Source organism: Trichocoleus sp. AS-A1 (assembly GCF_039962015.1).
Classification (GTDB): domain Bacteria; phylum Cyanobacteriota; class Cyanobacteriia; order Cyanobacteriales; family FACHB-T130; genus FACHB-T130.
On sequence record NZ_JAMPKG010000025.1, the window covers coordinates 16,078 to 41,006 of the forward strand.

The following is a 24,929-nucleotide window of genomic DNA, read 5'->3' on the forward strand; positions in this document are numbered from 1 at the left end:
AGTTCATCGTCTACTGCCGATGACTAATGACTAATGACTAACGACTAATGACTGCTACATCTGGCGCGATCGCCCGCTGAACACCCGCTCTAGCTGTTTGAAATTCTCCAACACCCGCCCGGTTCCCAGCACCACGCACGAGAGCGGATCTGCCGCTACGTGGGTGACAATGCCAGTTTCGTGGCTAATGAGCGTGTCCAGCCCCTTTAACAAAGCACCGCCGCCAGCCAGCATGATGCCCCGGTCGATAATATCGGCTGCGAGTTCGGGAGGCGTGCGCTCTAAGGTTCGCTTCACCGCATCCACAATTACTGAAAGCGGTTCAGACATACTTTCCCGAATTTCCGGTCCCTTGATGGTGACAGTGCGCGGCAAGCCAGAGAGCAGGTGCAAGCCTCGCACTTCCATGATGGCTTCTTCATCAAAACTGGTGGGGTAGGCAGAACCAATCTGAATCTTGATTTCTTCAGACGTGCGTTCCCCAATCACCAAGTTATGGACTTTTTTCATGTACTGCATGATGGCTTCCGAAAGCTCATCCCCAGCCACGCGCACCGATTCACTTAAAACCGTTCCTTGTAAAGAAAGCACGGCAACTTCTGTGGTGCCGCCACCAATATCAATGATCATGTTGCCCGTAGGCTCAGCCACTGGTAGTCCAGCGCCAATGGCAGCAGCGACCGGCTCATCTATCAAGTACACATCCCTGGCACCTGCCTGAGATGCTGCTTCCATAACGGCTCGTCGTTCTACGCCAGTGACACCCGAAGGAATGCCAATGACAACACGAGGTGAAACTAAGGCTCTTCCCTCATGTACTCGCTGAATAAAATGCTTAAGCATTAGCTCAGCGACATCGAAATCTGCAATGACACCATCGCGCAGGGGGCGCAGGGCCACCACATTGCCGGGAGTTCTTCCCAACATTTTTTTGGCATCTTCGCCCACGGCTAGCGGGGTTTTTGTGTCCATATCCATAGCAACCACAGAGGGTTCTTGGAGAACAATGCCTTTGCCGGACACATAAACCAGGGTGTTAGCAGTGCCCAGGTCGATACCCATGTCCCGGGATAAGGAAAAGCGACTGAAAAGACCCACTCGTTTCTACGCCCCCAAAATGAAATGCTGTTGTGTGAGATGGAATTCTAACGGAAATGGAACCGAGGTGGATTCTATTACGTTTTCTATCCAGAGTCTAGTCAGGTAGACGAATTTATCCAGTGAAAACGCCTCAAGGCCATTTCCAAGCATCATTCTGGTAGTTGAAGAGCAAATCAGGATAAAGTTGACTTGAGCCTACTATCTAAATTCGTTAAAGTATATTCACTGTAGTTCAGTACATTTGTACTAATCAATTTTATGAGCCTGAATGTTGTGAACTTGGTAGGTCGTGTGGGTACAGAGCCTGATGTCAAGTATTTCGAGTCAGGTAAAATTAAGTGCAATCTGACGCTGGCAGTGGATCGTCGAACTCGCAATAGCGACCAGCCTGACTGGTTTAACCTGGAACTGTGGGGGAAGACAGCGGAAGTGGCTGCGAACTATGTGAGAAAGGGCAGTTTGATAGGGGTACAAGGCTCCTTGAAAATAGAGACTTGGAGCGATAATAAGGCATCCAACCGATCTAAACCTGTTATTAAGGTGGATCGCCTAGATTTACTCGGTTCTAAACAGGATACAGACCCCAGTGCAGTAAATGGCTATAACGACACCGAATTTTAATTCGGTGCGAATTGTTAGCTGTTAACGACAAGCCATCAGTCCCCAGAGAACTGATGGCTAATGATTGTATTTGGGCGGGAAAGACGAAGAATCCCCAAATCTTTAACGACAGTCTACCTCTTGGTGATTTGCACCGAGCCGCTGCTAGACGAGTTCAGATCGCCAAAGCCAGGGATATTCGTAATCAGGTTTTTGCCGTCCATCGTGACGCTACCCGATACGTCCGCAGTCCGATAAGAGCCAACATAGCGAGAGTGCGACATACCGCCCATCCACTGATAGTGAGAACTGCTGTGACCCCGGAATGTCTCGCCTGTTCCCGTCCAATTTAGCGCTACGTCAACCGTTTTGGCAGTCGTTGAGTCGGGATTCTCTGACGAATATTCGTCAACTTTGAAGGTGCCTTTCAAACTAGCTGAGCTGAGCTGGTTATTGGCGGTGAAGGTGACATTTGGAGCGTAACCGTAACCATAGGAATACTTGCCGGTACACCAATTCGAGTTCCAATAAGAGACGTTGGCTCCCTTCTCCGAAGTCGGTGCTCCTGGTGCGCTACGGCTGACGTTATCGGCAGCCCAAACACTGACACCGCTTGAGCTACAGTCGTCAGATTGGTAAAAAGAGGCGGAAGCGTTTTGCCCTTTGACCTGGAATTTCTCTGTAGTGGCAGCCATTGCTGGAAGGCTAAAGCTCAAAATAGTTAATAAAGCGCCAGAAATTGCCCGTTTCATCGGTTTGTCTCTTCCCTATTGCTATTTACGTAATCTTGTTAACTCTTCAGAACTGATTGGAGCTAATTAGGTTCCCAGCTAAGCAATTTTCCCAAGTTGTGGAAGAAGTTATCAGTTGATCTCATAACGGAATCTGTTGCCGTGCAGCGTCCGGCAGCAGTGGCGCTGCGATCGCTTCGTTCTTGGCATCAGCGGACTGCGAGTATCCGGCACAGCCGGTGAAAACAAAAATTAAGGGAAATAAAACCAAAAATTGGTTGAATTTATTCGTCAGTTAATGGGTTGCGTCTTTTTACGAGCCAAAATAGGCAATACACATAGGAAAGTTAAAAAACTGAGCGCTAGTAGCAAGGGCAAGCGATCGCCTCCCTGCAAAGCTTGCTCACCCGTAACCCCCACCCAAGCGTAAGCCAGCGTCCCTGGAATAATTCCGATAAACGTGCCAACTGAATAAGGTACCCAGCTGATAGGCGTGAGTCCCAACAAGAAATTAACCACCGTGAAGGGGGAGATTGGCGCAAAGCGGATCGCCAGCACAAAAGCCAGAGGCTGACGGGTCACGGCTTGATTGAACCGCATCAACGCTTGATGTTGACCAAATCGGCGTTCCGCCCAGTCGCGCAGCAGGTAGCGAGACGCCAAAAATGCGCCAATTGCCCCCAGCGTTGCGCCGATGACCGACCAAAGGCTTCCCCAGACGAAACCGAAAACCGCACCAGCCGCAACAGGAAACATAATTCCAGGGATGCCGATGGCGCTGGACACGGCAAAAACCAGGATAAACAGGCAGACTGCCCAGCTACCGAATCTTTCCAACTGACTAACCAGGAAAGATTTATCCAACAAAAGTTTCAATGGGCTAAAGATACACAGCAGGATGCCGATCGAGAGTGCGATCGCTATCCACAAGGGGGGACTTTTGAGCGTTCTGACCCACTGACTGTAACGTTTCGGCATCGGGGAAGCACTTTGGTTGGTCTTATTTCTCATCCGATAAAATCCAGGCAAAATTTTATTTTCCGAACAAACTTTGCCTTGACTGAGAAGAGGCAGAATCCTACTTTTTTTGCTAGTTTCAAATCAGGGCACCCCCACAGCTAGAACCACATCCAGCCGTGCAACCATAGCAGTAAGATGCAGTTTGTATTTCTTCAATAATGTCTAAGCTGCCAGCTTCCAATATCTTGGCAACTGTCAGCTTTTCACCATTGCGGGTTTTCGCAGGTAAATTTTCCATCTGGTTAAAGTCGCAATCATAGACATTTCCCAGATAGTCAATTGAAAGTTCATCCCGACACATTAAATGTTCAAGGGTGCTGCCATTGAAATTTGACTCTAGGAAGTGTAAATAAGGCTTGATTAATTTTCTGTGTTCTAAATGAAACTTGGTTCGCCCAATTGGTAAATTTGTAATCGTGAACAAGCTGTTAAAAACAATGTTGAAATGCTCTTTTAGATAAGCCTTGTAATCTTGTTCCAGATTTACCTGATTGGGGGTTAAAGAAAAATTTTCTGTAGCTGGAACTGGAGGGTTGTATACCAGCTCGAGGATTAAGTTAGGGTCAAGACCATACCCTTGCTGGTTCAAACATTGCAGTGCCTGAATTGAGTCGTTATAGACCCCAGAACCGCGCATTTTATCAACATTGTCTTCCAAATAGCATGGCAAGGAAGCAACAATTCTCGTTTGGTGTTTGGCACAGTATTCTGGAAGAGTCTCAAACCCTTTTTCAAAATAAATGGTGAGGTTAGACCGCACAATCACTTGTTTACCTGCATCCCGTGCCGCCTCTACCAGCGGTTTAAAACCATAGTTCATTTCCGGGGCACCCCCTGTCAAGTCAACAATCTTGATTTGGGGAAATCTATAGATTAGTTCAATCAGCTGATTACAAACTTCTGGGGTTAATTCTTCAGTTCGTTTTGGTCCTGCTTCTACATGACAGTGAGTACAGGCAAGGTTGCAGCGCTTCCCCAAATTGATTTGTAAAACGCTAATTTTACTTTTAGTTAAAGGGGCACCAATTTTTTCTTTAAAAGGTGTTACGTTTGAACGAGTTGATTCGAGATTAATCATGGGGTAGTCCTAAACAGGGAAACATGGTTATCGAAGGTCAGGTTGGTCATAACAATGTCAGCAGTAAAAATTCCCTGCCTAAACGATTGTTTGCCTCATCTTGATGAATATCTTGTAGAACCCGGAGAAGGCATAAGCGGCACGCAGAAAATTAGTTGCCGTAACGCCAGCAGACATTTTATGGAGAACCTTCTAATAAATTAGTACGCAGACAACTCAATGTTGGATTGAGCAAGTCTAATTGCCGCTAATCTCCTAAAAAGAAGTGACAAAAACACTGTTTTATGGTATTAAATTTTTAAGTACAACTTTAAGCACTGCTGCTGTCGCAGTAGATGCTAGCATAAGTGCCAGGATTTTTTTGTTCTGATTTTTTCTGAAATACAGCGATACTCTGATAACTCATCGTCCTATCCTAATCATTGGCTGTAGCTCAGTACATTGACCCTCGGCAAGATGCGTCGGCTGTTGCCGAACTTGCCCAAAAGATAGAGGGATGTAACCTGCATACTCTCGTGTGACTAAAATTACAGGGGTCAGGGATTAAGCTTAGATATTATTAAATCTTGGCAAGCTGAGTATCAGTTGAGAACAATCTTAGAAGTGGTATATAGCGGTTCTCACGCTTAGTGCAATGTACACACTCGTAACCCACCCCCAACGCCTCGACCTCCACGGGAGGGGAATATTGAACCCAGCCCCGGTCACGGGGCTGGGCTGGGGTCTTTCAAGGGTAGGTTTTTAAAAAGCGAGGTGTCGTTATAACCTCGGCTGAGTCGCTGCTTTTTCCTTGCGTTCGCTGTAGCGATCCGTCAGGTAGTCTACTTGATCTCGGAGTAGTAGCGTAAATTTGTAAAGTTCTTCCATTACGTCGATAACGCGATCGCGATAAGCGGAATCCTTCATCGTTCCGTCTTCATTGAACTCGTTGTACGCTTTGGCAACGGAAGACTGATTGGGGATGGTAAACATCCGCATCCAGCGTCCCAAGATTCGCATAGTATTGACGGCGTTAAACGACTGAGAACCACCGCTGACCTGCATGACTGCCAAAGTTCTACCTTGAGTCGGTCTTACTGCCCCTAAAGTTAGAGGAATCCAGTCGATTTGGTTTTTCAAAATGCCGGTAATATTCCCGTGCATCTCTGGACTAGACCAAACTTGACCCTCAGACCACAAGCTTAAATTCCGCAATTCTTGAACCTTCGGATGGTCAGCCTCTACGCTACCGTGAATCGGCAATTCACGCGGGTCAAAGAATTTGGTTTCTGCACCAAAACCTTCGATGATTCTGGCGGCTTCTTCTGCTAATAAACGGCTGTAAGAACGCTCTCTTAAAGAGCCATACAAGAATAAAATTCTGGGTGGATGCTCGAAAGTTGTCATGAGAAGGATAACTTTTGCTCAAGAACCTGCTGAATTGGTTGCTCTATCGGTGTTTGGTTTGTCATTGAAACCTTATCCAACAGGTGTCGCTTCTTCCTTTAGCGATTCGATGAGTTTAGTCACCCGTTCTTTTATCTGATCGCGCACTCTGGGGAAAATTTCAGGCTGTTCAGCCGGATCGTCAAGCTGCCAATCCTCAAAGACTTCCCGAAGTACCCAATCTGTCGGCAGATTAACTCCACAACCGCACAGGGAAATTACCACATCAAAGTCTTCACCCTTGAAGTCGCTAAGGGGTTTCGAGTGTTGATTGGTAATGTCAATGCCGATTTCTTTCATGGTAGCGATCGCTTCCGGTCTAACCTGAGAGGCTTCTAATCCAGAGCTAATCACTTCAATTTCTCCCTTACCCAGTGTTTTTGCAAAGCCTTCTGCCATTTGGGAACGGGCAGAATTTTTCTTGCAAACAAACATCACTCGTTTCATCAGGTTTTCTCCCTTACTTAATGTCCCGAAATCCGTTGGAAAGTTGGCTGTAAATCAACACGGCTAATTGCGCCCCTAAGATGGGTGCAACCCAATAAACCCAGTGGTGCTGCCAAATGCCGCCCACTAAAGCGGGGCCGAGCGATCGCGCTGGATTCATACTGGCTCCGGTAATTGGCCCCATAAACGCTGCCTCTAACCCTACCGTCAAGCCAATCGCTAACCCCGCAAAGCCAATCGGGGCGCGGCGATCGAGACCGGAACCAAAAATCACAAACATTAAAATAAAGGTGAGAACCGTTTCCAGCACCAGGGATTGCAGCCAATTCCCTTCTAGCGGCACCGTCGCACCCAGATTGCCAACGCGCCCTAAAGCCATCCAGAGTAAAGCTGAGGCGGCAATTGCTCCTAAAGACTGCGCCAAGATGTAGGGCAATACTTGGCGTTTCGGGAAAAAGCCGCTTGTCCAGAAAGCCAGCGTTACCGCCGGGTTAAAGTGAGCGCCGCTAATGTGTCCCAAGGCGTAAATTAAAGCGGCAACAACTGCGCCAAACACAAAGCTGATGCCGAGATGAGTCACCGCGCCATCGCTAATTTGGTTTACCATCACGGCACCCGTACCGGCAAACACCAGGATGAATGTACCCACTCCCTCAGCGATCGCTTGTTGCTTGCACGATTGGAAAACTGAGTTCCAACGCGCCATCCGCGACACTGATTTCACGACCATCCCCAGTACCAAAGAATTTTCTGCAACTTACATTTCAAAAAAAGTTGATGAATTAAGCATATTTCAAAAAAAATTGATGTGTCAAGCCTAGTCTTTACAGGGAAGCGCTGATAAGAGCGGGCTGAAGCGACTGTACTCTGCCAAATACTGCTCCAAAACAACAAATTGAGGCAGATTGAGGCTGTAGTAAATCCAGCGTCCTTCTTGTCGGGAGCAAACTAAAGCGGCTTCTTTGAGAGTTTTTAGGTGAAAGGAAAGTTTAGACTGAGTGACCCCCAACTGTTCGCAGAGTTCGCAGACGCAGCGCTCTTGTTCGCGGAGCAGCTCTAGCACTTGAATCCGTAGGGGGTCAGACAGGGCATGAAAGCCAGAAGAAACTGAAGGAGGTGCGATCGCAGGTAGTTTAGCCATCAAGTTTTATTGAAGAATCTCTTCAGCTATCCTATCCAAGCACCCAACAAATTCGTCACTTAACAGCAACCGCCGCCCGTATAGTACCAGGTTGAATCAGTAATCAGGATGTCTTTTGGCATCAATGCACCAAGCTTTCCTGCTGTCTTATCGCACACCGCGGCTGGTAAACCCCGTGGAAGGATATGCCCGTTCGAGTCATCAAAAAACTCTTCGGTGCCGGTGTAAATCGCCGTTTTGCCAGTAAAAATACAAGCACCATCTTCAGGAATTGCCACTTTAAAAGAAACAGAATCCAAACTTTCTAATAGCAATGGTTCCTGCAACCCGTAGCTAGCGCAATCCAGCAGTCGGTAAGGACGCCGCGCTCGAATTTCTATCTGCCCAAATCCAGCATCAATAAGATGCTGAGTATATTGCTCGTAAGTTAAAGCACCTGACAGACACATTGCCCGTAACCGTTCATCCTGCCGCAGATGTGGTGGGATGGGACGAGTGGCGATCGGGTCGCTCATCAGTAGACGACCCCCTGGTTTTAACACCCGGAAAGCTTCTTGAAGCGCCCGATGCAGGTCAGCGGGTTCAAAGATATTAAATAGACAATTCTGCGCCACCACATCTACAGAGGCGTCTGGCACTGGGAGGGAGAAGGCATCGCCTTCCCGAATCTCCACAAAACTGGGGTCAAACCAGGAATTTTCTTGGGCAGCGATCGCTAAGTTCCGAGTCGCTGCCTCGCGCATCGCCGCCACTGGATCGACGGCAATCACCCCACCCGGACGGCGAGAAAAATAAGCAAATTGCAGCGCTTCCAAACCACCGCCAACGCCGACATATAGCACCGTCGGGTCATTAGCGAGTTCAGCGGCATGGACGGTAGTACCGCAACCGTAGTTCATCTCCTGCATCTGAGGCGAAATTTTTAGTCCTGGCAGTTGCAGGGGACTGCTTTGGACACAACAAAGTCCGACTTGTGGCGTCTGCGCTACTTCACTATAAAACTCAGCAGCAGTTTCGAGATAGCTCACTCAAATATTCTCCTAGATTGGCGTTGCGACTTTTTAGCAAATTGCTAAAAATACTCTGATTCCAATCTATAAGGCTATCAAATCCCTAATAAATGAGCATTGCCTGAAAAAGGACTCTCCCCAGCGCTACCAACTTTTCCCCTGGTCTGCTAAGGCGAAGTTAACATAGAGCCATAGGAATTTATACTGTGCTGGACTCAAAAGTGGAAACTGGTTCGCAAGAAAAGTGTTTGGAGCAAGATCGGCGTTGCGTCATCGTTTGCCAGTACCGTTCCTGTTTGGTAAATGGAAGCGCAGAGGTACTTGCCGCTTTTGAGAGTGCTGATATTCCCGGAGTCATGGTGACGGGGAGCGGTTGCCAGGGACAGTGCAGCTGTGGTCCTACAGTGCGAATTGTCCCGGAAGAAACTTGGTACTGCCGAGTTCAACCCAGCGATGTCCAGACGATCGTTGAACAACATTTACAAAAAGGGGAACCAATAGAAGCAAAGCTGAATCCCAGAATTCACATGAGAATCAGTTTTTGAAGTGATTTTCACTCCGATAACTGCCGCCGTGTCAAGTTTTCTCAGATGTAGGTTGGTTACTTGCTTAAATCAAGCAGTTTTTGTGGCAGTTGAACGACACGGCGATCGCGCATCCCTGTGATGTAGATCAAAAGCCGCTCGTTGTATTTCTAGGCTTTAATAGTTCAGTAGAACGCTGTATAAGGCTCATCAATATGCCTACTTATACCGGAATTTCCAGTGAAGCTTTTAGACATCCCCTCGACCGACAAGCCGAGCAAGCCTTACGCAGCGTGCCTGGATTTGATATGGTTGCCCGTAAATTTGTGGAATTTGCCTCTGAGCGTCCCCAGTTTGTCTACCACATGGGCAATAGCATTCAGGTCGGGCCGCGTCAGTATGCTAGCATCTATGGCATTTTCCGGGAATGCTTGCGCGATCTGGACGTTTACCCAGAACCAACGCTTTTCGTTTCCCAAGCGCCTTGGGTTAATGCCAGCGCCCTCGGACAAGAACGCCCTTATGTGATCCTGAACTCTGGACTTTTAGACCTGCTCAACGAAGCGGAACTTCGGGCAGTCATTGCACATGAATTAGGACATATTAAATGCGGTCACACGACCTTACGTCAGATGGCGGTTTGGGCTTTGCAAGCCGTCAACTTTATCGGGAATGCGACCTTTGGCTTCAGCACTTTGGTCAGTACCGGCTTGGTTTTGGCGTTTATTGAATGGAGCCGTAAAGCGGAATTATCAGCAGATCGAGCCGCTTTCCTGGTGACAGACGACCTGAATCCGGTGATGCACTTAATGATGAAATTTGCTGGTGGCAGCGCCCGTTATGCCAATGAAGTAAATTTAGATGAATTTATTCGTCAATCGCAAAAATATCAGGAATTGGACGAAGACGGGTTGAATCAAGTCTACAAGTTCTTACTTTACAATAACTTTACTCAAGGTTGGTTTACGACCCATCCCTTTACGGTCGATCGCCTTCACCATTTGCAGGAGTGGGCAAACTCAGAGGAATATCGTCAGATTCGCCGGGGCAATTACCAACGTTCCCCTGTACAGGGCGCGGTGAATGTCCCATCAGAAACAGCTGTTAATGAGGTGGATGCGCTACAGCGTCAAATTGAGGAATTGCAAGAACAAATTAACCGTCTCCGGTCTGAATCCGAAGATCCTTAGCGGTTGAGAGCAAGTTCCCCAAGCGTATGTATTTTCAAGGATTGCTATGGGCAGTCAAGTCAAGTACTATACACTGCAATTAGCATTGACGCTGGGTGCCATCTACTTTCTCTCTTCACACTCTAAGGAAGGACTCAATAGTCCTAATTAAGGAATGGTCAGGGACATTCTATCAGATGGATATCAGGCCGAGTTTCGTGTCATTTCCAACCAGCCAGATCGAGATATGATCTATCGTTTTTTGGTGGACATTGTTCAGCAATGGCCTCCAGAAGCCGTTCTGCAAGAATTTAAGCAGTTATTTATTTATTACAGTCCTAACGCTGTTAATACCAACGCGGTCAAAGCGCTTTCAGACATTATCTTTGCGAATGATGAAGAAGAATTTAAAAACACCCTAAAGCGCTCTTGTTATATCCTCATCAATAATTGGGAAACGACGCGAAGCTATAAAGCAATTAAAGAATTAGTTTTAGTATTTAGCGATTTAAATATTAGCAAGTCAACCTTGTCTCCAAGTTTAAGTAAGTTGAGACTTTGGCTTGTAAATTTTATTAAAAGCCAAGACTATCAAGATTTAAAGATATTTGCTGCTAGATACGAAGAACATGAAGCAACCCATTGGAGCCATCGTTATACTTCTTATCTGTTAGTTCCTCAATATGCGAATCTCTCAAACCCCGTCGAACAGCGGGAAGCCGCCAGAGCATTGTCGCAAGAACTGAAAGATCGCTTTAAGTTTGAGCTAGCAATGTATACCACGCGATCGCAGTCGGCGATGCCAAGAGAAATTTTGCCTAAAAACCCGACTGGTTTAGGGGATGAGGTACTGCGTCTGATCAAGACGATTGTTGCGAAACGGGGGCCATTTAGCTATACAAATCTGGCAAATATTTTTCTCCAACAAACTCAAGGACTTCTCTACAAAAATTTTAAGCATAGTCTACAAAAGTATTTAATTTTTTCTGTGGAAAACAGAAAATTTGTAGAGGTCTTGAAAACAAAATTAGAAGAAAAGCTAGATGTTGTATATGAAAATCATCATGAAGAAACGCTAGATGATGCCCTGTTGTTAAGAACCTGTAATCGGGTGATCGAATATTTAACGACTGAAAATCATCGGGAACCTTCGCCTCTATTTATTTTATTGATGTCGCAAGGGCATCCTTTGACTTTAGTAATCGTACTGCTGAAAATTTTATTAATTTGTAAAAATGTTCGCACCCATTTAGAAACTTGCATTGCTGAGTTAATCAAATACTATATGCACTATCCGGAAGAGGATTGCAAGTGGGTCGTGAATTTCTTTGAAATATTTCATATAACCTTTGCTATCTATGGTGAAAACGTTCAATACAATTTGATCAAGATGAACGGAAATGGCACGAAGAAGCTGCCTAACGGGACGGCACAGATGTATCGAGTTTTTTCTCAACTGAAGTTAGATAGCGATATAAAAGCTGCAACTTCTGCGATCGCAGAGGCGATGTCAGATCAAGTTGCAGAGGATTAGGTTTCTGGCTACTCGTTGAAAGCGGGACAGGGGAACCCCACCCATAATCCCTCCCCGGTTTTCGGTGAGGGGAACCTGGATTGAGGGGGAATAAAGTTGTCATAGCTGTAGTTGATAGCCCTTTTAGCGATCCTTCAGCTCGCTCAAAGTTGCCAATCCAGCAGCGGCGGCTTCCGCTAAAATACTCACCAAGCGGAATAGGGCGACGACGCTGAGGAGAATGGCGGCAGAAAAATGTTGACCGAATAGAGCGATCGCTGTCGCTTCAAATACCCCGATTCCCCCAGGTGCGCCGGGAACAATCAAACCCAACAGCCATGACAAACTAAACCCACTCAGCAGCATTGGGATTTGATTGGGATTCACTGGTGTCAGAGCTAGCATGGCAAACAAAAACCCCGCGCCACGCAGTAACAAAAAGCCAATTTCTCCCAACAAAGGAAATAGAGGATAGCGCTCAAGTCGAAAAGAAGCTTCTGCCGTTTCTGTGGGGGGTTGAGAAGCTGAAGCAGAGATAGCATTTTCTTCTCCCCCACGCCTCTGCGCCCCTGCACCTCTTGCTTTCTTTCCCTTCAATTTACTTGCCAACTGCATCAGCGGGTTCAAAATTCGGGGATGAACGCCCAGCAAAACCACACCCAAACCCAGAAGTTGTAAGGTTCTCGTCTGGGTATTCTGAGGGACACCTGCCCAACCAAACTGGCTACCTGCTAAGGCAACTAATAAAGCGGCAGCCGCCATCAGCAGGGGTTCGAGTAACACGCTGAGAGTCGCGGCACCGAAAGAACCCCCGTGGGATGTCACCGCCACGATGCGCCCGTAGTAGTGCCAGACATTCCCTGGTAAATACTTGGCAAGGTTGGTTTTCAGGTAAACTTGGAGCGCCCATCGAGGCTGAACGGGTTGCCGGAACGATTGCAAAATCCAACTCCAGACGAATCCAGACCAAGTATGAGCCAGTAAAGTAATCAAAAAGGCGATCGCTAGATTTGTCCATCCCGCACCAGTCATTCGGATGGCTGCGACTTCCCGCCAATTGTCTTTGAGAGCTTTTGCCAAAAAAAATAGCGTCCCGCCGAGAATCACCCAGCGCAAGTACGGCTTCAGGGATGACCAAATTTTTTTCATGACCTTTCACACTGGGTAGCGAGTTGAGGCAAATACCTCATCCTAGAGTATGAGAATACCAAAGTGAGAACGGTAGCGAGTCTGTAACTTTTGCCAGAGGGAGCGATCGCTCTTCTGTTTCTACACTTTGCAGACATTCGCGAACAATTTCCCAGCCAAGCTTGGCACATCTGGGATACGGATAACGATCCGCTACCTGATGGTGAGGCAAGTTTGATGTGAGCGATCGCGTTTGAGGCAGCGATGCCCAGACCCATCTGATGCTGAAAGATTGAGAAAAATCAGCCAAGTTCTAGGCTGAGCGATGTTTTTAGCTGGCATGGTCGCGAACCAACCAATATCACCGTAGTTTTGCTTATTTTTTAGGAATCTCTCTACGGTTAGAGAGAGGTTGCTTTTAGTTGCAACCAGAATGTGACCTGCGCTAGAGGTAGGAACACTGTAGCTTTTGTATTGTTTATGACAGTTCGTAAAAATCTTGGGAGTAGTGTGTGAAACACTTAACTGCTTTCTTTAAAAAACTACGGTTACGTCAAATATTGACCGTTTTTTTGGCAGGCGCGTTGCTAATTGTTACCAGCGCTTGTAACAATGGCGATTCTTTAGGGGCACGTCCACAAAATCCCCCCGTGCAAATGGGAGGGAACAACAATCCCCACAGCAATGGTGGAGATGGCTACACGAATTACAAAATGTCTACCGATCCTAACGTCAGCAAAACAGCGAATCCACGCGATCGCGCTGACTTGCAGATCCTGTCCAATCAGTTAATTGCTACCAGCGATTCTGAAATCCTCTACCCGGGTGCTGAGACACCAGCAGGTCGAGCCGCAAAGGAAAAAGAATTGCCCATAAAAACTTCAGAGGATTTTGAAGTCTCTGGAGCTGGAGGTCGTCAACCTATAATCAATCGCAGCGATCCTAATGCCAAGATATTAGAAAGTATCGGTGAAGAGTTCAAAGAGGCTTCCAGCTTCATCAAAGATAAATCAGATGAAGCCGGTCAGAGACCTGAAATGCAAAGCAACCCTGCTTTGCACAAATAAGCAAATAATTGAGATTTTCGATTGGCAGTCAATCGAAAATCTCGGATTGCAATGCTAACCAAAACAACCATTGACTCGTACAGAAAAAGGAGTTTTTTTGATGAACAGCGTAATTAATTGGTTGAAAAAAATCAACTTGGGCAAAATCCTGACCGTGTTTTTGTCCGCCACGATCATTTTTGTTACCACCGCTTGTAATGGTGGGGCACAAGCGAAGACCGCCGACCAAATTAGGGAGGACGTTCCTACAGGTGCCTTAACCAATGAGTATAAAGGTGGGATGAACGACTATAGCGATACCGATCCCAGAAGAGACACCTCAGGCGTAGCAGCTAAGGCAAAAGGCCTAATTGACAATGCTGAGCGCCACGTAATTGACGAGACCGATGACGTAGGTACAAACACCAAGCGGATTCTGGATAAGAAGGGCGAAAACGCTAAACAGTTCGGTGAGAATGTCAAGCAAAATACCGACGCAATTGGCGACAAAGCGCAAAAATCGGCTAGTGATTTTGCTAAGGGAACAAAGCAGGGAATTGAAAATCTCAAGGGCAATACTCAGGATGCAACCAAAGACCTGGGTAAAGGAACGCAGCAGGCAGCTGACAATGTCCAGGAAAATAGTAAATATGCAGGCAGAAATGTAATTGAGAGTGCTAAGCGGGCAGCAGACAAGGCTGCTGATGCGATTGATTAGCAGCGTCTGGAATTAAATAAACACCGGACTCAATCAATGATTCTAGGGGCGGGATAATCCTGCCCCTATTTGCTTTTGTATCCCTATAGCGGTTCTAACTTGAGTGCTATATCTACTCGGAACCTCACCCCCAGCCCCTCTCCGTTCACGGAGAGGGGAGAATATTGAACCCCTCTAGTTAAAGGAAAGGTCGAAGGGCAAGGGTGGGGTTAAACCGTACTGCATCGAATAGAAAATTGTGATACTACCGTGTCAGGGTTTCTCCGGGAGAATCCTTTCGGAGAAACCGGATCAAAAATACATAACCTCAGCCTGACTAAAGATATAGCCGAATAGAACACACACTCTCGGCTATTGAAATGAAAAAATTTCTAACCGTTGTGCTGTCTCCAACTGAGGTGGCGAAGCAGCTGGCATCTGACTGTCCTGGCTATAGCGCAGCAACCCATGAAAGTATTGCTCTGTGGCTGGTGGGAGAGGACGGAGAGCGTTTTGAAACGTTTAATGCAACTCAGAGGGTAATTGCCTTGCAAGCGATGGATTATCGCTATCGCATTTTACGGCAACGCTACTTAGGCGTGGCACCAGAGCGTGCTTATTGCAACTTGACGACTCGGCTGGGGAGTTTAGTATTGCTGAAGAATAAAATTCGGACTTGGGTGGCGCTATCGCGCGATCGCTCGGCAACGGTTGTCGATGTGTTGCAAGAAGTCATTCAGGAATTATTGCATCGCGATCGCTACATTCAACAGCAAATTGCCTGGATTAGCAAATGTACTTCAGACGCTCGCTTAGGCAACTCTCTACTGATGAGCAGCATCGAAGAATACTGTCTCAGACCAATTCGCAACCAGCCACTTTTAGTTTATAGATTTTTTAACTATCTACGTCGTTCCCGGCGGGGAGGGATGACTCATATCCCCGATGGTGAACTGGTGCGACTGATTTCTGAGGAAGTGGTGTCCCACGAGACAAACAATCCGGTAAGTTTCCTCGATACCCACGCAGTTGCAGAGTATCAAGACAATCAAGCAATTGAAGAACAAATGTTTCTGCGGACAACCGTAAAGCAGGAGTTTTACAACTATTTAGCCGAAAATGTCAGTCGAGAAGCAGCGGTTTGGCTGGAACTTTACCTCGCTGGCAATTCTCAACAAGCGATCGCTCGCGCCTTGAATTTGCGGACTAGGGAAGTCTATCGTCTGCGGGAAAAAGTCAGTTACCATGCAATTCGCATTTTTGCTCGAAAAACAAAGCCGGAGCTAGTCGCAAGCTGGCTAAAACCCGCCGCAGCAGGTAGAACGTCTGAGCAACTTGTGGCGATAGGAATGGAAAAGTAGCCGAGTGAAGTTTGGGGAAAAGCGGGAATTTCTTGAAGATGTCACTCGCTTTGTTTAAAGTTATCCTTATCGTTTTTAGCCGTTCAATCAGCTCCCCCAAACTTGCCTCAATTGACTTCGATCGGCATCCTGGTTTACGCGAGGCAAGGATGAGGAATTTCAGAGTCGCTTTGCATTTGCACAATTGAGTGAAATAACGATGGGTACGGCATCGAGATACTGGCTTTTGATGAGAATTGATAGTTTCGGCAAGTGTCGAACTGAAGAAGTTGAGTCGGCAAAAGCCTTTTTCTTGACTCAATTTCCCGAACTCTCTGACCGAGAGGATATGCCAGACCGGGAAATTCAACGCCAACTCATGCAGTGGTTCCAGAACGATGACACTCGCCGTCAGATGGCTGAGGTGTGTCTGCGCTGCTTTATCTCTCATCAAATTCAAGAATTTTGCTTAGAACTAGAGCAGAAGTTTGGCAAAAACCATGACTTCACCAGTATGGAGCTGTTGCCGTTGGTACTCGATAGCACTTTGCGTTCTCCGCGTCAGGAAATGGATGAAAGCCGGACAAACTATCCATCTGTAACCGCTCGAATTTTGCAAACCTTTGACCCGGATAAGAGTAAATTATCGACTTGGACGGTCAGGATGGTAAAAAGCGATCGCTTCCTCAAACGATTCTTACTCGAACACGGAATTGAGCAAGTAACTGACTGGATGATTCTGAGTTACATGAACCCCGGACGATTACAGCGAGTTTTATTAGAGTTTGACCGGACACCAGCAGAAATCAACCAAACACTTCAGCTACTTGATAGCTACCATCAGATTTATCGCACCCAACTTTTGCAGCACCGAAAGGCTGGAGAGAAAAGCCGATATCCAGACCCAACCGCCTTGCAATTGCGTCAAATGGCTGAACAATTATCAGCTACTCGGACAATATCTCCCGAACAAATCTTAAGAGAATTGCAAGAACTCGCGCAGTTGCTCAGAGCCGAACGCCTCCGGACTCGCAAAGGCTTACCGTTAGATAATTCAGGAAATCCTGCGGAAATAAATAGAACATCCAGTGAGGATGATTCTAATGAGCAATCAGAGTTCTTAGCAGGTTATCACCAGCAATTTAATACCTGTTTAGCTCAGTCCGTCAAGCAGGTCATTCAAGCTCGCTTTATCTATTTGCAATCCAAGAAAAATCAGAAAGCGCAAAACTTCCTCAAGGCACTTCATTTATTTCACTGTCAGGGAGTTCCCATGAAAGAAATTGCTCCCCAACTCGGCTTAAAAGACCAGCCTCAAGTAAGCCGCCTGCTGGAACTCAAAAACTTACGCAGCGATATCGGACGCCGAACATTATTGTGCTTGAGAGCTTGCGTTTTAAAGTTAGCTCAATGTTACGTTAATCCCGTGCAGCTCCAAAATTTGGAGTCAAAAGTCCAACTCATTTTAGATAAAGAGATTTCTACAGAGATTGAGAAGGCAAAAAAAGAATCTCACATAGGACACAATCGAGTGATGAACAGTCAACTAGCTGCAACGATTTGTAACCATCTTAATAGCCAGAAAGAAGAACGAGCATGAATTACTTAACAGATTTGACAGATGATTGGGTCGAATTTGAAGAATTGGCAGAAACAATTCCTTTAGAATCGGAGCAGCTTGACCAAGCTGTAGAATTGAGTAACCAAGTAGGGAAAGAAGACCGAAAATGGCAAATTTATCTTCAAGCTTTAAGTTTATTGAGTTTTGAGGAATGGCTCCGGAAACGAGAACCGGAAATTTCTCTAAACAGAGAACACTCTTCAGTTTTGCAACCTCAGTATGTTAATGCAATTGACGCCGTTTTTAATTTGAGAGTTGGCGAATTTAAAGTTTGTTTAATCCCTACTATCACCTTAACCGATAAAGAAGTCACTATCCCTAGAGCTGTAGTAGATTTACCAGAATTTACAGCTCATTTTTATGTAGTTATTGGTATTGAGGAAGACTTAGGAATTTCAGCAATTAGAGGTTTTTTGCGTCATGACCAACTGATTAATTATCAACCGCAATTACAATCGGAAGTGGATTGGAATTATCAGATTTCGATTGATTTTTTAAATCGAGAGCCTAATGAACTATTGCTTTATTTGCAATGTTTAATTCCATCAGCAATTCCTTTACCTGAAATCCCAACGAATCGTCAGGCTACCTTAGCTCGAATGCAGTCAACCCTATTAACATTATTACCCCAACTGCGTAACCGTCCTTTGTGGCAAGTCTTGACGTGGGAGCAGGGAACAGCAGTCCTAACGACGCCGGATTTACTCAATTGGCTCTACCAGCCGCTAACTGAGAATACAGCAACCGTTACCAACCATCTATCAGAGTTGCTGCAAATCTTGACTCAGCAAGCAGTAAATGTCAGGAACTGGTTACGCAACCAAGTGGATGAAGTAATGCAAGAATTGTCCTGGGAAGCCTTGCCAGCACCGTCTCCTTTGCGCGGAACTGAGCCACTAAGAGAGTTGCCAGCATCATTCTCCATCCGCAGAAACGAACAAAACCCATCTCAAGAATTAGATGAAATTTTGATAGAAATTAGTCGCAATAATCAGTTAGAGATTCCAGCCAATACGGGTCGTGCTTACCGAGACTTAACCCTAGGAAATCGGGTGCGGCTGTATGCTGTTACCTGGTCTTTCCCGGATGATGATGGCTGGACGTTATTGCTGATATTGAAGGCGATTTCTGGAAATGAACCTGACGATGAGATGACTTTGCGAGTAAGCGATCGCGTGGAAGTTTTGGCAGAAGATACACTGCACTTAGATGGGGACGAGGACTATATTTTTACTCAAGTGGCGGGGACTTATCAAGATAAATTTCTCGCAACCATTACCTCGGAAACTGGGGAATTCCAAACTTTGCCGCCGTTTGAATTTATTTTATAACTCCTCGAAAATCATCAGAGGCAGGACAACTCCGACCTCCGCAAAATCCAAAATCCAAAATTAAATGATGGATAGAATAGTTTTTAAGCTTAGGGTTAAGCAAGTTGGCACTGTTTGCGACTTTGAGTTGTCTTGGGGGAAAGGAAAAATACTCTCTGTAGAGCTGAATTATCCCCTCTCGCTGACCAGGAGTTACGAACAGTGGCAAAGCGCCTATCTCAACTACTATAGGCGGCTGCGAGGGCACAAGGTCATCAGCGGTAAAGGCACTCTCCCAGTTGATCGACATCGCGAACTGGTGAATGCAGAGGTTCAGCTAGGGGAAGAATTTCAACACTGGTTGCTCACTCCTGAATTAGTTAGTATTCGCCGCGAGATTGTCAAGGCGGCTCATAAACCGGAACATCATACGGTTGAGGTGTTCCTGACTTGCACTCCTCTAGAACTGGCGCGATTACCGTGGGAAATTTGGGAAATTGGGACGGATTTGGGTGCTACTCAACAAATACGCATTGCTCGCACTCCCGCCAATATTCTGAATGAACCCGTTCGTCCGATTCGCCGTAAAGCTAGGGTTTTAGCAATTTTAGGGGATGACACTGGCTTGAATTTGGAAGCTGACCGAGAAGCACTGCGATCGCTTGATCGTGTTGCAGATATTCAGTTGATTGGTTGGAAACGGAACCAGGGGAAAGCTGAACTGAATATCCCTAAGAATATAGAGGCTCGATTTTTTGATGCTGATGCACTCAAAATGGAGATCCAGAAAGCGATCGCATCTGAGCCAGGTTGGGATATCTTATTTTTTGCCGGACACAGTAATGAAACTGTCCTGACGGGTGGAGAATTAGGCATTGCACCACACACCTCAATCTCGATTTGGGAAATTGAAGAGTCACTGAAACAGGCGAAAAAACGGGGACTTCAGTTTGCAATTTTCAACTCGTGTAGTGGCATGAATATTGCCGAATCCTTGATTAACTTGGGATTGAGCCAGGTAGCAGTAATGCGGGAACCGATTCACAATCAGGTAGCACAAGAATTTTTGGTGCAGTTTCTCGCCAGTTTGACTCAATACAAGGATGTTCATTCAGCTTTGCTGGAGGCAAGTTTATTTCTTAAACAACAGGAAAAGCATCTTTCCTACCCTTCTGCTTACCTGGTTCCCTCCCTATTTCGGCATCCAGAAGCCGAGCTGTTTTGCATTAAACCTTTTGGCTTTTTTGACACACTAAACCGCTGGTTGCCAACGAAAAAAGAAGCCTGTTGGCTAGGCGCTATCCTGTTTTTAAGTTTATTGCCACCCGTACAAAACTTATTATTAGAACCGCGCATTTTACTTCAAGCCTTCTATCGCCAAGTCACCTTCCAAGTGCCAGCCAAAGGAAGTTCACCCGTGCGACTTATCCAAATTGATGAGGAATCTCTAAAGGCTGATGCGGATAAAATTAAACAAATTTACCCTATCGATTATCGTTATGTAGCATTACTGTTGAATCGGGTTTCTGAATTAGAAGCTAAAACCGTCGGCATTGATTATATCTTAGATGATAAAAAGCAACCGAATAACAGTTTAAAACTTAAGCAATCGGTACAGAATATTGTTAATAAAAATACTTGGTTGGTATTTGGTTCTGGAGAGGGAGAATCCACTCCTAGGTCAGGAGTAAGCAAGAATATTGCTAACCTCAATTGGAGTTTGGAAGGGGATATCATGTTCTTCCCTTGGTATGTTGAACTTTTGCCAGCAGAACCCAAAAGTTCACAGATGTATCCTTTTGCTTATCTCTTAGCTATAGCGTATGTGTTGAATCAAGAATTACCACTGAATTTACCGCAACCCAATTTGCAGGCTCGAACAAATTTTAATTCCTCAGCGATTAACTATTTAAATCAAATAAGCCAACCCAACCAGAAAATAGCTTTTTTACAAGAAATTCGCCTTCATTCACTTACCCGCTTTTCTCAAAATTTTATTCAAGCGTGGTTGCATCCAATTATTGACTTTTCTATTCCCCCCGAATCTGCCTACGAACGCATTTCTGCCTGTAAGTTACTAGGAGATTGCCTAGGAAAAGGAAAAGTACCAGACACCTTTAAGAATGAAGTGGTGTTGATTACCCCAGGTGGATATAAAGGAGCCGGGTTAGAAGGAGAAAATGAAGATAATTATGCGATTCCTTTAGCGGTCGGTTTCTGGCGCGGTTGGGAGGAGGAAAATTTTCCTGGCGGTGAAGCTCATGCTTATATGCTTCATCATTTATTAACGCGGCGATTGGTGATACCTATCCCCGATTTATGGATGATTTTACTTTCAGGATTGCTGGGGAAAGGCGTAACGCTGATGTTACAGGATAATCTTCATCAACGGCAACGCTGGGTAATGAAGTTAGGAACGGCTACAACCATTTATATCATCGCCTCCTTGCAAATCTATATATCGGCGGCGATGTTATTACCTTGGTTTTTACCAACAGTTTTGTTTTGGAATTATATTCGTTTAGCATTCAGGGAAAAGTCTCATGTTTAACTTAAAAAAACTCCAATCAATTTTGTTAATATCTGCCTTGATTACAACTTCTTCTTCAGTGCCTCTACAAGCGGCAATCAGACAACAACCGCATCCCGTCCTAACAGAAAGCAATGAGACATATCTAGCTTTATCATGGGGTGATATCTGGAAGAAATTACGTCGTAAAAGGAAAGGAGGGGGCGGGAGAGGAGGAGCGATTTGCGCGATCGCTCCCTCTAAACTGGTAGACGCAGATTCGCTTCATTCAAAACAAGGGGAAATCCTTGAGATTTGGAGCGATCGCCCTCTGTTTCTCTGGAATATCCCAGGTGGAACGGTAACGCGAATTGAGCTATCTCGTCAGGGGGATAAAGAGGCATTCTGGAACCGACCAATTAAAGGAGAGACAAGGGCGGTTTATGATGGGGAACCATTGCAACCTGGACAGTCTTATGTATGGAAATTGTCTGCTTCAGAGCCGTACCCAATTGAAACCAGCGTCATGTTTCAAGTGATGGAACCGGAAACACGCGATCGCATTTCAGCCGAATTGATCTCAATAGCACTCGTACAGCAGCTTAAAGACCCATCACCAGAGGCTTTGGCAATGGAGAAAGCCTACTATTTTGCCGAACGCGAACTCTGGTCAGATGCGCTGCGGGAACTCTATTCGGTGCCAAATCCCTCAGCGGAATTAAGGAATGCGATCGCGCTTCTTCAAGCTCATGATTTCTGTGCAGAAGATGAGCCAAACGTTTCTGCATCTCAATAGGCTACGGCTTGGGTTTTTACATAAGTACCCCTTGCCCAAGGATATTATATGTAAGCGGACAATATCTTAAACGCTGCGATCGCACTCCTACAGCTATGGAATTAAAAAGATTTTTCTTGCTTGCGTCTAGCACAGTTCTACTGACTGGGTTGCAGACTTGTTGGCTGAATTTTCCGGTGACATTTAGTGGATCTGCGGTGATGGCGCAGACGGTTGAGGAGAGGAAGGCGCAAGCAGATAAACTTTATCAGCAAGGTAATCAGCAGTATAAGACTAGCCAATTTCAGGAAGCATTACAGTCTTTTCAAGAAGCGCTCTTAATTTATCGGGAACTAAAAGATACCAAAGGCGAAGCATTAACCGTGAACTACATCGGGTTAATTTATCGCAGTCTCAGCCAATATCCAGAAGCCCTGAAATTTTATCGGCAAGGTTTAGAGATTTTCAGAAAACTCGGCGATCGCTGGAACGAAGGAACTGCACTTAACAACATTGGCTCAGTTTATAGAAGCTCAGATCAATATGCTCAAGCACGAGATTTCTTTCAGCAAGCCTTATCTATTCGTCGAAAAGTTCAGGATCGCGAAGGCGAAGGGGTAACTCTTAGTAACCTTGGAACGATTTATCATGGTTTGGGTCAATATTCTCAAGCATTGGAATTATACGAGCAAGCCTTAGTTATTCGTAGAGAAGTTGGTGATTTTCAAGGTGAAGTAGTAACCCTCCTTAGCTTGGGAGTTATCTATTATGATTTAGGTCAATATAATCAAGCACTGGAAACTTATCAGCAAGCTTTGAATGTAAGCAGAAAAATTAATAACAAAAATGGAGAAGCTCTTGTTCTGAATTCAATGGGAACAGTTTATATGAGCCAGGGTGACTATTCCAAAGCATTAAATTTGTATCAGCAAGCTTTAATTATTACTAGAAAAATTGGCGTGACTGGTCTGGAAGCAGCGCTACTCAACAATATTGCCGAATTTTATAGATATCAAGGTCAATATTCGCAAGCATTAGATTTTTATCAGCAATCTCTAGTTATATATAGGAAAATTGGCAGCTTTGGTGGTGAAGAAACAGCTATTAACAACATGGGTAAAACTTATGATAATCAAGGTGATTATTCCCAAGCGCTGAAACTTTTTCAACAGGCTTTAACTATTTCCAGGAAAATAGAGAATTATCCAGGTGAAGGACGAATTCTGAGAAATATGGGTAGTAACCTCTATCAATCTGGGAAGCTAGCGGAAGCTACAAAAACCCTAACCGCTGGAATTAAGGCTTTAGAGTCTCTACGGTCAGGATTGAGTGATAGCAATAAAGTATCAATTTTTGAAACCCAGGCTAGTATCTACCGTCTACTCCAACAAGTTTTTATTGCCCAAAATAACATTAATGATGCTTTAGAAATTGCTGAACGAGGGCGTGCAAGAGCATTTGTGGAGCTATTGGTAAAGAGATTATCTTCAGAAACTAGAGGTAACGTTACTTCCCCACCACCACCAAATATTGCCCAAATTACACAAATTGCCAAAGCTCAAAATGCGACTCTCGTTCAATATTCAATTATTGATGATGACTTTAAAAGTCAAAATAAATCGCAAGTCAAGCAAACAGACCTTTACATTTGGGTGATTAAACCTACAGGCGAAGTAACCTTCCGCAAAGTTGACCTAAAACCATTGCAGCAAAAAAATACCTCTTTAAAAGACCTTGTTAGCTCTAGCCGTGACTCAATCGGAGTAGACGATCGCAGTATTTTTAAAGCAGAAGTTGTAAATCCAGGTAATCAAGAAAACTCAGCCAAAAGCTTACAGCAACTTCATCAACTATTAATTTCGCCCATCGCCGACCTTCTGCCCACCGACCAAAATCAGCGTATAATTTTTGTCCCGCAAGGTGAATTATTTGTAGTTCCCTTCGCCGCACTGCAAGATAAAGATGGCAAATACTTAATTGAAAAACATACAATTTTGTCCGCACCTTCAATTCAGGTACTAGAACTAACACGCGCCTCACGGGAAAAGGTGAAGCAAGCATCCGCCAAAGATGCCATCATCATAGGAAATCCCACCATGCCCAGCGTAGCGCCTAAAATTGGAGAAAAGCCGCAACAGCTAGCTTCCTTACCAGGAGCAAAACGAGAAGCCGAAGAGATTGCTCCTTTATTGAACACCAACGCCCTTACTGGCAATGCAGCCACCAAAACTGCTGTTTTATCACGAATATCTCAAGCTAGAATTGTGCATCTGGCAACCCACGGCTTATTTGATGATTTCCAGGGATTGCAAAGCGCGATCGCACTCGCACCCACTAGCAGCGATCGCGGTCTACTCACTGCCGAAGAAATCCTTAATCTGAAACTAAATGCAGATTTAGTTGTCCTGAGTGCTTGCAACACCGGACGCGGGCGCATCACGGGTGATGGGGTAATTGGACTATCCCGCTCTTTGTTTATCGCCGGTACTCCCAGCGTTGTTGTCTCCCTGTGGGCTGTCCCCGATGCTCCCACGGCTGAATTAATGACCGAGTTTTATACTAATCTTTACCAAAAGAAACTTGATAAAGCCCAATCCTTGCGCCAAGCAATGCTCAAGATGATGGAAACACACCGCGATAATCCTAGAGCTTGGGCAGCTTTTACCTTAATTGGTGAAGCTGAGTAGGAGCATCGGTTGAGTAATCAGAATTTACGTGTAGGGAGAAGCATATCCTTTCCAAAG

The 24,929-nt window shown here is 45.5% G+C and carries 24 protein-coding genes; 12 read left to right on the plus strand and 12 right to left on the minus strand.

The window, feature by feature from the left end:
- Nucleotides 1-54: 54 nt before the first annotated feature.
- A complete protein-coding gene (locus NC994_RS18570; RefSeq protein ID WP_190414886.1) occupies nucleotides 55-1,062 on the minus strand; it encodes a rod shape-determining protein in 1,008 nt (335 codons plus the stop codon).
- 297 nt (nucleotides 1,063-1,359) lie between these two features.
- On the opposite strand from NC994_RS18570, the gene NC994_RS18575 reads away from it, so the two are divergent.
- A complete protein-coding gene (locus NC994_RS18575; RefSeq protein WP_190414885.1) occupies nucleotides 1,360-1,722 on the plus strand; it encodes a single-stranded DNA-binding protein in 363 nt (120 codons plus the stop codon).
- A 113-nt stretch (nucleotides 1,723-1,835) separates the two neighbouring features.
- Here NC994_RS18575 and NC994_RS18580 read toward each other — a convergent pair whose 3' ends face one another.
- From NC994_RS18580 to arsM, 9 genes are all read right to left on the minus strand, one after another.
- On the minus strand, nucleotides 1,836-2,453 hold the full coding sequence (locus NC994_RS18580) for a hypothetical protein (RefSeq protein ID WP_190414884.1): 618 nt from the start codon (nucleotides 2,451-2,453) through the stop codon (nucleotides 1,836-1,838).
- Between the two features lie 121 nt (nucleotides 2,454-2,574).
- A complete protein-coding gene (locus tag NC994_RS18585; RefSeq protein WP_277879709.1) occupies nucleotides 2,575-2,703 on the minus strand; it encodes a hypothetical protein in 129 nt (42 codons plus the stop codon).
- Nucleotides 2,704-2,723: 20 nt separating this feature from the next.
- On the minus strand, nucleotides 2,724-3,443 hold the full coding sequence (locus NC994_RS18590) for a TVP38/TMEM64 family protein (RefSeq protein ID WP_242030659.1): 720 nt from the start codon (nucleotides 3,441-3,443) through the stop codon (nucleotides 2,724-2,726).
- A gap of 85 nt (nucleotides 3,444-3,528) precedes the next feature.
- Complete coding sequence (gene arsS / locus NC994_RS18595) at nucleotides 3,529-4,530, minus strand: arsenosugar biosynthesis radical SAM (seleno)protein ArsS (protein ID WP_190438230.1); 1,002 nt, start codon at nucleotides 4,528-4,530, stop codon at nucleotides 3,529-3,531.
- 759 nt (nucleotides 4,531-5,289) lie between these two features.
- Nucleotides 5,290-5,916, minus strand: a complete 627-nt coding sequence (gene arsH, locus NC994_RS18600) for an arsenical resistance protein ArsH (RefSeq protein ID WP_190438244.1) — start codon at nucleotides 5,914-5,916, stop codon at nucleotides 5,290-5,292.
- A gap of 72 nt (nucleotides 5,917-5,988) precedes the next feature.
- Nucleotides 5,989-6,402, minus strand: coding sequence for an arsenate reductase, glutathione/glutaredoxin type (gene arsC / locus NC994_RS18605; RefSeq protein ID WP_190438247.1), 414 nt, complete (start codon nucleotides 6,400-6,402; stop codon nucleotides 5,989-5,991).
- 13 nt (nucleotides 6,403-6,415) lie between these two features.
- Nucleotides 6,416-7,132 carry an MIP/aquaporin family protein gene (locus tag NC994_RS18610; protein ID WP_242029176.1) on the minus strand — a complete coding sequence of 239 codons (717 nt, stop codon included), beginning with the start codon at nucleotides 7,130-7,132 and terminating at the stop codon, nucleotides 6,416-6,418.
- 87 nt (nucleotides 7,133-7,219) lie between these two features.
- On the minus strand, nucleotides 7,220-7,543 hold the full coding sequence (locus tag NC994_RS18615) for a metalloregulator ArsR/SmtB family transcription factor (RefSeq protein ID WP_190414878.1): 324 nt from the start codon (nucleotides 7,541-7,543) through the stop codon (nucleotides 7,220-7,222).
- A gap of 59 nt (nucleotides 7,544-7,602) precedes the next feature.
- Nucleotides 7,603-8,571: an arsenosugar biosynthesis arsenite methyltransferase ArsM gene (arsM, locus tag NC994_RS18620; protein ID WP_190414877.1), complete on the minus strand. Its 969-nt coding sequence runs from the start codon at nucleotides 8,569-8,571 to the stop codon at nucleotides 7,603-7,605.
- Nucleotides 8,572-8,762: 191 nt separating this feature from the next.
- On the opposite strand from arsM, the gene NC994_RS18625 reads away from it, so the two are divergent.
- The 3 genes from NC994_RS18625 (at nucleotide 8,763) to NC994_RS18635 (ending at nucleotide 11,780) form a co-directional block, all read left to right on the plus strand.
- Complete coding sequence (locus tag NC994_RS18625) at nucleotides 8,763-9,098, plus strand: (2Fe-2S) ferredoxin domain-containing protein (protein WP_242030661.1); 336 nt, start codon at nucleotides 8,763-8,765, stop codon at nucleotides 9,096-9,098.
- Between the two features lie 194 nt (nucleotides 9,099-9,292).
- Nucleotides 9,293-10,267, plus strand: a complete 975-nt coding sequence (locus NC994_RS18630; protein ID WP_190415030.1) for a M48 family metallopeptidase — start codon at nucleotides 9,293-9,295, stop codon at nucleotides 10,265-10,267.
- 154 nt (nucleotides 10,268-10,421) lie between these two features.
- A complete protein-coding gene (locus tag NC994_RS18635) occupies nucleotides 10,422-11,780 on the plus strand; it encodes a hypothetical protein (RefSeq protein ID WP_190438250.1) in 1,359 nt (452 codons plus the stop codon).
- A gap of 123 nt (nucleotides 11,781-11,903) precedes the next feature.
- Here the strand turns inward: NC994_RS18635 and NC994_RS18640 are convergent, their stop codons facing one another.
- On the minus strand, nucleotides 11,904-12,908 hold the full coding sequence (locus NC994_RS18640) for a lysylphosphatidylglycerol synthase domain-containing protein (RefSeq protein ID WP_190438255.1): 1,005 nt from the start codon (nucleotides 12,906-12,908) through the stop codon (nucleotides 11,904-11,906).
- Nucleotides 12,909-12,945: 37 nt separating this feature from the next.
- Nucleotides 12,946-13,197, minus strand: a complete 252-nt coding sequence (locus NC994_RS18645; RefSeq protein WP_190414874.1) for a hypothetical protein — start codon at nucleotides 13,195-13,197, stop codon at nucleotides 12,946-12,948.
- Nucleotides 13,198-13,399: 202 nt separating this feature from the next.
- Here NC994_RS18645 and NC994_RS18650 point away from each other — a divergent pair, with 202 nt between their 5' ends.
- The 8 genes from NC994_RS18650 (at nucleotide 13,400) to NC994_RS18685 (ending at nucleotide 24,872) form a co-directional block, all read left to right on the plus strand.
- A complete protein-coding gene (locus NC994_RS18650) occupies nucleotides 13,400-13,954 on the plus strand; it encodes a DUF6658 family protein (protein WP_190414873.1) in 555 nt (184 codons plus the stop codon).
- 100 nt (nucleotides 13,955-14,054) lie between these two features.
- Nucleotides 14,055-14,651: a DUF6658 family protein gene (locus NC994_RS18655; protein ID WP_190414872.1), complete on the plus strand. Its 597-nt coding sequence runs from the start codon at nucleotides 14,055-14,057 to the stop codon at nucleotides 14,649-14,651.
- A 359-nt stretch (nucleotides 14,652-15,010) separates the two neighbouring features.
- Nucleotides 15,011-15,991, plus strand: a complete 981-nt coding sequence (locus NC994_RS18660; RefSeq protein WP_190438256.1) for a HetZ-related protein 2 — start codon at nucleotides 15,011-15,013, stop codon at nucleotides 15,989-15,991.
- A 199-nt stretch (nucleotides 15,992-16,190) separates the two neighbouring features.
- Nucleotides 16,191-17,570, plus strand: a complete 1,380-nt coding sequence (locus NC994_RS18665; RefSeq protein ID WP_190438258.1) for a hypothetical protein — start codon at nucleotides 16,191-16,193, stop codon at nucleotides 17,568-17,570.
- Nucleotides 17,567-18,922: a DUF1822 family protein gene (locus NC994_RS18670; protein WP_190438260.1), complete on the plus strand. Its 1,356-nt coding sequence runs from the start codon at nucleotides 17,567-17,569 to the stop codon at nucleotides 18,920-18,922. The genes NC994_RS18665 and NC994_RS18670 overlap by 4 nt, the downstream gene beginning before the upstream one ends.
- 64 nt (nucleotides 18,923-18,986) lie before the next feature.
- Nucleotides 18,987-21,452: a CHASE2 domain-containing protein gene (locus NC994_RS18675; RefSeq protein WP_199299721.1), complete on the plus strand. Its 2,466-nt coding sequence runs from the start codon at nucleotides 18,987-18,989 to the stop codon at nucleotides 21,450-21,452.
- A complete protein-coding gene (locus NC994_RS18680) occupies nucleotides 21,445-22,206 on the plus strand; it encodes a DUF928 domain-containing protein (protein WP_190438262.1) in 762 nt (253 codons plus the stop codon). Before NC994_RS18675 ends, NC994_RS18680 begins: the two co-directional genes overlap by 8 nt.
- A 95-nt stretch (nucleotides 22,207-22,301) precedes the next feature.
- Nucleotides 22,302-24,872: a CHAT domain-containing tetratricopeptide repeat protein gene (locus NC994_RS18685; RefSeq protein ID WP_190438264.1), complete on the plus strand. Its 2,571-nt coding sequence runs from the start codon at nucleotides 22,302-22,304 to the stop codon at nucleotides 24,870-24,872.
- Nucleotides 24,873-24,929: the final 57 nt, after the last annotated feature.